This window comes from Okeania sp. SIO2C9 (assembly GCF_010672455.1).
Lineage (GTDB): Bacteria > Cyanobacteriota > Cyanobacteriia > Cyanobacteriales > Microcoleaceae > Okeania.
This window is the reverse complement of record NZ_JAAHGO010000065.1, coordinates 45,257-51,912: the sequence shown is the minus strand read 5'-3', so window position 1 is coordinate 51,912 and position 6,656 is coordinate 45,257. Positions and strand designations below refer to the sequence as shown.

Annotated in this window: 7 protein-coding genes and 2 pseudogenes; 3 read left to right on the top strand and 6 right to left on the bottom strand. The window is 36.9% G+C overall.

The features are described from left to right. The first annotated feature begins 241 nt into the window (after positions 1-241). Together F6K23_RS31350 and F6K23_RS31345 are read left to right on the top strand one after the other, a co-directional pair. Positions 242-1,294, top strand: a complete 1,053-nt coding sequence (locus tag F6K23_RS31350) for a pyridoxal-dependent decarboxylase (protein WP_293163300.1) — start codon at positions 242-244, stop codon at positions 1,292-1,294. Between the two features lie 155 nt (positions 1,295-1,449). Beyond that, positions 1,450-1,578, top strand: a complete 129-nt coding sequence (locus tag F6K23_RS31345; protein WP_293163298.1) for a hypothetical protein — start codon at positions 1,450-1,452, stop codon at positions 1,576-1,578. A gap of 248 nt (positions 1,579-1,826) precedes the next feature. On the opposite strand, the gene F6K23_RS31340 is transcribed toward F6K23_RS31345, so the two are convergent. The 3 genes from F6K23_RS31340 to F6K23_RS31330 all read right to left on the bottom strand — a co-directional run bounded on the left by F6K23_RS31340 (position 1,827) and on the right by F6K23_RS31330 (position 2,920). Further along, positions 1,827-2,039 (bottom strand): hypothetical protein, encoded by a 213-nt coding sequence (locus tag F6K23_RS31340; protein ID WP_293163296.1) that lies wholly within the window; start codon positions 2,037-2,039, stop codon positions 1,827-1,829. Positions 2,040-2,144: 105 nt separating this feature from the next. Beyond that, positions 2,145-2,723: a PIN domain-containing protein gene (locus tag F6K23_RS31335; protein ID WP_293163293.1), complete on the bottom strand. Its 579-nt coding sequence runs from the start codon at positions 2,721-2,723 to the stop codon at positions 2,145-2,147. Further along, positions 2,720-2,920 (bottom strand): type II toxin-antitoxin system VapB family antitoxin, encoded by a 201-nt coding sequence (locus F6K23_RS31330; RefSeq protein ID WP_293163290.1) that lies wholly within the window; start codon positions 2,918-2,920, stop codon positions 2,720-2,722. The genes F6K23_RS31335 and F6K23_RS31330 overlap by 4 nt, the downstream gene beginning before the upstream one ends. A gap of 587 nt (positions 2,921-3,507) precedes the next feature. Here F6K23_RS31330 and F6K23_RS31325 point away from each other — a divergent pair. Further along, the gene (locus tag F6K23_RS31325; protein ID WP_293163287.1) at positions 3,508-5,517 is read left to right on the top strand and encodes a serine/threonine-protein kinase; all 2,010 of its coding nucleotides are present in this window, start codon (positions 3,508-3,510) and stop codon (positions 5,515-5,517) included. 386 nt (positions 5,518-5,903) lie between these two features. Here the strand turns inward: F6K23_RS31325 and F6K23_RS42310 are convergent. From F6K23_RS42310 to F6K23_RS31315, 3 genes and pseudogenes are all read right to left on the bottom strand, one after another. Continuing rightward, positions 5,904-5,954: pseudogene (locus F6K23_RS42310) on the bottom strand (hypothetical protein); the annotation flags it as partial. A gap of 113 nt (positions 5,955-6,067) precedes the next feature. Then, positions 6,068-6,232, bottom strand: a pseudogene (locus F6K23_RS31320) (hypothetical protein); the annotation flags it as partial. Then, the gene (locus F6K23_RS31315; protein ID WP_293163312.1) at positions 6,172-6,603 is read right to left on the bottom strand and encodes a transposase; all 432 of its coding nucleotides are present in this window, start codon (positions 6,601-6,603) and stop codon (positions 6,172-6,174) included. The pseudogene F6K23_RS31320 and the gene F6K23_RS31315, both read right to left, overlap by 61 nt. Positions 6,604-6,656 lie beyond the last annotated feature (53 nt).

Genomic DNA, 6,656 nt, shown 5'->3' with positions numbered 1-6,656 from the left:
AGATGGGGAGATGGGGAGATGGGGAGATGGGGAGATGGGGAGATGGGGAGATGGGGAGTGAGAGAAATATTTGGTAATGGTTGAAGATGGAACATTTTTTACGTGCCGAATTAAACGGATTTGATATTACTGTCAGAGTTCTCAGAGAAAGACAAAATAAACCAACGGCTGGATCTTCTAAATGCGTTTACTATTGAAATTTACCAAGTGTTTTCCCAAATAGTCTCATCAGCAATATCCTATGAACCAATCACAAATTCCTTTATCAGCTTTTATTGACCCTCGTGGGAAAAACAAAGCTGAAGTTGAGCAAGTTGCTCAACAAGTTTTAGAGATTGTTTTCACTCACCTCCAAAATGCTTGTAATTATTCCCCTTTACCACAGATAACGGAACTTCCAGAAGTAGTTGCCATCCCAGATACTGCCATATCAGAAAGCAAGTTGCTGGCACAACTAGAAAGCATTTTAGTCAGCTCAATGAACACCGCACATCCAGCTTTCATTGGGCACATGGACTCCATACCAACTACTCTTTCTTTCATGGGCGAGATGGTCACAGCAGCACTGAATAATAATATGTTAAGTTTGGAAATGTCCCCATTGTTATCACGTTTAGAGTCTCATTTACTCAAAGAATTTGCAACTCTGTTTGGTTTAGGTAAACAAGCAGGTGGAGTTATGCTTAGTGGGGGTGCATTGATTTTGTCGGAAAATCAACGTCAACGATTAACAGGTATTGAACAGAGCGACTCAATTACATTCAATCCGCAAAAGTGGTTATATGTGGCAAAGACCTGTGCAATGGTTTTGTTTAGGGATATGGCAACTCTCACAAAAGCTTTTCAAATTCCAGCACCCTATATGCGTGACTCTGGAGACTTTATTAATTTAGGTGAAGTAAGCGTTCAAGGTACTCGCCATGCCGAAGTTTTGAAGTTCTGGCTATCACTTCAGCATATTGGTAAGAGTGGTTACAATCAACTTATTGAGGAGAGTTACTTACTGACCGACTACTTTATGCAGCAAGTCAGAAAACGCCCTTTTTTGGAAACAACTGGTGAGCCAGAAACAAATCTTGTTTGCTTTCGTGGTATACCTTCTTGGATTTCTGATAACGATTGGGATAAATGGAACTCAGACTTACAAGTGTATTTGTTGCAAAAGGGTAATACTTTTTTATCACTTCCAATATATCGTGAGCATTGCTGGCTGCGGGCAGTTTTGCTCAATCCATATACAGATGCAGAAATCATCAATCACTTATTTGGACATATAGACACATTTGTTCAATAGGAATGGTGAGGACAACATGGTATAGCAGAAGGTAGAAGGCGTTTAGTTATTTACCAGAGAAGGAAAAATCTGGCGTTGTCTGAGTTTTAAGCTTTTGATATGTCAAATACAGTAATGGCGACTGCTTCTGGTTTCAGCTAGTGGGGTTAACTATCGTGAGTTGCGAGATTTTTTTGGAAGCAGGAGAGTGGCAAAAGGCAGAGCGGGAAACATATAAAATTATGCGAAAAGCTGCAAAAGTAGGATGGTTTGGGGAGTTAAATTCTAAGAATATTAATTCGTAATAGGAATTCTCCACAAATACAACCTCTACCCAGTAATGTGCCTCTGGTTTCAGCTAGTGGGAAAGAATCTTGCTCATCAATAGAAAGTTTTTCAATAGAATCTATAATTTCCTGAAAAGATATCATGCTCATATTTTTTGTCTATGCCTCTATTAGTTGTTTAAGTTCATTAAGAGCCTATCATGCTGACAATTTCAACTTTATTTCAATTTAAGACAGAAAAGGAAAATCTTTTAGCATTCTGCATTTTATTTCCCTTCTTTTTGTTCTAATAAACTCATTAATTTATCGGCTGCATCAGAATAATTATGAGGATACAAAGTACGATCAACCTGATTATTATCTAATAGTTTTAACCCTTCTTTTTGTGCAAAATCAGCAATTAAAAATTGGATGATTTGAAATTTATCTCCACGGGATAATTGTTTAAGTTGAACAAACAGTTCAGAATTTAACATCATCAATATAATTAGTTAAATTTGATTATTACTATACACTAATGCAGGAATGTTGCATCCAACCTCTCTACAAATATTTGAAAAAAAATCTTTAATTTGCAGAAATATCTAATACAAAATAACTGGAATATACGACCGAAAATAATCAAAATATTTATCGGTATTCAATAATGAATAATGAATAATGAATAATGAATAATTACCTCTCCTTGAAAGAAGAGGATTGACAAAGAGATGAAAATTTTTCTTCACAGGAGTCCATTGGATATGGCGAGGAGACCTCGCCATCCCCCGACCGCTTATTATCCCCTTAAAAGGGGAGGCTTTAAAGCACAATTTTTCGGTAAAAATACTGTAACCACCATGATGAGCCACTGCACAAATTAAAAAATTAGTATTTGAACCTTGAATACCATGACTACGACAGGTATTAAAAAATTCTGCTGCTAGTTCATAATCTTCAGTTGTTAATTGTAAGTCAGAAAAAGCACGCAGGTATTCTCGTAATCGAATAAATTGTTCCTGATAGCGAATTCCTGATAGCACTTCCTGACGAATTACTCCTAGTAAAATGACTCGTCCATCTGTAATCAAATTTCGCAATTTATTAATGATATAAATTACATCATTTGGTCTATTGCGTCGCAATGCAAGAGACCAAAAAGAAGTGTCAACTACAACATTCATATTTTTTTTCTTTGTTGCTTATAATCATAATTTTCCTTATAGTCGATAGTACCAAATAATTCTAATACTTTCAATTGTTTGCGACGTTGAATATATTCATGCAAAGCTGCTTCTATCAATAGATTTACTGTGGAATAGTCGCTCAAAGCTAGGGCTTCCTCAAGGAGTTTTTCGTCAATATTAATATTAGTTAGCATATATTTATTTGTGTAGTAATATGTGACCATATTTTTGTCACAAAAAAAACTGTTTAATCGTAAGCATTTCCTCCGGAATGCTGCGCAAACAGCCGTCAGCTATCAGTCATAAGCTATTGCTTTTAGTTTTAGATAAAAGCTTTACTAATTAAGTTATAATTTATACTTACTACAAAAACTGGCTTTAAAGTCTATATTTATTTAAACCCCCTTATGAGAGCTGAGAACTGACAGCTAATAGCTGTTTGTGCAGCATTCCGCAGGAAATGCTTACGTTTAATCAATTAGTTGAATTTGATTATTACTATACTATAATTTAAAGTAATCATTTTTTCAATAAAGCAATTATGAGTCAATCCCAATTACTAACTATAAAATTCAGCGATCAAGATTATGTTGGCGTAGCCTAGCGTAGCTATATTACCTAGTAAAAAAAAGTTCAAAGATTAAATTGACCCATAAATGTTATAGCCCAAAGATTACTTTGATTAATAAATTGGCTTGACAATATTTAAAAGATTAAACTACTCTAACTATTTTCTGATTCCTGACTCCTAAAACAAGCTATAAATTTCTCAAAAAAAATAATGACTAACAAAATACTTAGACATCGCTATAAAATTATATCAGAGTTAGGTAAAGGTGGTTTCGGAACTACTTATTTAGCACTAGATTTAGACCTTCCCAATCATCCTCAATGTGTGGTGAAACAACTAGCCCCATCTGACCCACGACCAGAAGTTTTTCAAGTTGCTAAAACTTTATTTGAAAAAGAAGCAATAACTTTACAACGTCTCGGGGAACACAATCAAATTCCCAGATTATTTGCCTACTTTGAAGAAGGTGGGCAATTTTATTTAGTTCAAGAGTTCATAGAAGGAAATGATTTAACAAAGGAAATTTATCCAGGGAAAAGTTTTAGTGAAAATCAGACTATTCAACTCTTAAATGAAATCTTGGAAGTTTTAAAATATGTACACCAGCAAAATGTGATTCATCGTGACTTAAAACTGCAAAATATTATGCGTAGAAAATCTGATGAAAAAATTGTGTTAATCGATTTTGGGGCAGTGAAAGAAATTAAGGGGTTAGCAATTACAACTGGGGGTCATACAACTATGACAATAGCAGTGGGAACTCCTGGATATATGCCTAGCGAACAAGCAGCGGGTCAGCCTAGATTTTGTAGTGATATTTATGCTGTGGGAATGATTGGTATTGAAGCATTAACTGGCATACAAGCAAATCGATTAGTTAAAGACAACTCAACAGGTGAAATTGTCTGGAAAAACACAGTTAATATTAGCGATAAATTAGTCTTTATTCTAGATAAGATGGTGTCAGATTACTGGAAAAATCGTTATCAAAGTATTGATGAAGTAATAATTGAATTATCTAATATTAATAATAATGTCAATTACCAATCACAACAAGAAATATCAAAGCAACATACAGTTTTAATAAATAGTAATCAGCATAATAGTCAGCCAAAAACTACTGTTCCTCCCACTTCCTCATCATCAACTTCTGCTCAAACTTTAGTCAAAATAGGTGTAGGTATTGGTATTGCTTTCAGTATTATTATTGCTTCTATTATTATTAATAATATTTCTAGAGAACAGGAAAAATTCTCATCCTCACTTACTAGAAATAGTCAAAATGAGGGAGCATCAGTTAAAACTTCAACTCCCAACCTCATCTCCTACGCCACTAATATTTCTGAAGTTCGCACCCTCAGGGATCATAACGACTGGATTCGTACTGTTGCCATTAGTCCCGACGGACGGACTGTTGTTAGTGGCAGCTGGGACAAAACTATAAAAGTTTGGGATTGGGTAAATGGTAGTCTCCAAGAGACTCTTGCTGCTCAGAGTGACAAGATTTTTGCAGTCGCTATTACCCCCGATGGACAGACTGTTATTAGTGGTGGTGCTGACGGCACTATTAAAATTTGGGATTTGGCTACAGAAAGTATGAAAGCTACTCTCACTGGTCATAGCAAAGGGGTTTATTCTATTGCCATCAGTCGCGACGGACAAACTGTTATTAGTGGTAGCGCTGATGGCACTATCAAAATTTGGGATTTGGCTACAGAAAGTATGAAAGCTACTCTCACTGGTCATAGCAAAGCAGTTTATTCTGTCGCCATCAACTCTGAAAAACGGATTATTGTCAGTGGTAGTGCGGATGGGACTATCAAAATCTGGGATTTGGCAACGGGTAGTCTTATCAATACTCTCCCTGGTCATAGCGATCGCGTTTTTTCTGTAGCCATCAGTCCCGATGGACAGACTGTTGTAAGTGGTAGTGCGGACAGGACTATCAAAATCTGGGATTTGGCAACGGGTAGTCTCAAAAATACTCTCACTGGTCATAGCAACGAAGTTTGGTCTTTAGCTATTAGTCCCGATGGTCAGACTATTGTTAGTGGTAGCGAGGACACAACTATCAAAATTTGGGATTTAGCAACGGGTAGTCTCAAAAATACTCTCACTGGTCATACGTGGGTAGTGACTTCTATTGCCATCAGTTCCGACGGGCAAACTATTGTTAGTAGTAGTGATGACAAAACTATTAAAGTCTGGTCAGCGCGTTAGTAGGTAGGATATTGATGCAATATGCACGGAAGTCAATTCCAGGAAGCTTTCTTGATATGAAGTACAAGTAATATCATGTCCGGTAGCATCGGTCTTGTATAGTAAATAGGCAACAGCTCATCTGCTCCGGAAGGCAACAGGCAAGAAAAAAACTTAAATTTCCTGTAGATATCCACGCTAACTTTTACACAAACGATACCAACGGACATGATATAATTAAGCATTCCGTTCTACTAAACTTACCCAAACTTACCCATACATGGTTGCATGAGCTTTGGAGCTAGCTTCCTGCTTTGCTGACGCAATGCTGCGCAAACACAGAAGACCACTGACCGCAGTCTGCAACTTATCTTCAAGAGCAGGCTTAAATTCGCTTGGAACTCAAGCTACTGATTCACATAGTTTTTCAGGTTGATAGCAGCGTTAAAATCTCTGTCAGTTTCAAAACCGCATTGACTACATTTGCGCTCCGCAAAGCTGCGCTAACATAAGTTCTCAAGTTTAACGGCATTTTCTGTTGGTGCCCACAGTTTGAACATATTTGAGAACTTGGATAAAACCTATCTGCTATGACTAATTCACTGCCGTACCATTCACATTTGTATGTAAGTTGACGTTTAAACTCATAAAAACCACAGTCTGCTATGGCACTTACTAGTTTGTGATCTCTTGGTGCGCGTTCCGCAAGCGAGCTGACGTCGTCGCGGGGTCGCACCGCTTTTTGAGCATTCCACTTACGTTCAAGTCCTCAATTACTATGGTGCTGTGGTTTTTAGCCAACCATGTTGTGAGTTTATGTAGTGCATCTGCTCTGATATCGGCTACTTTTTTGTGAATTTTTGCTAATTTTTTTACTGCTTTGCGTCTGTTTTTGGTTTGCGTAGCATTCCGCAGGAAACCAATAACTTTTTTACTGACTGCACGTTGATGACGAACTAATCGTTTTTTTGCTTGCCTGCAGGCTTTGACATTAGCAAATTGACTGCCATCAGAACAGGTTGCTAATGTATTTATGCCTATATCTACACCTATAGTTTCTCCAACTTTTTCTGTTGGATAAGATTCAAAATCATATTTAAAACTTATGTACCAACTATCTGCACGTTTTGTTAGCGTTTGCGCAGCATTCCGATAGGAAA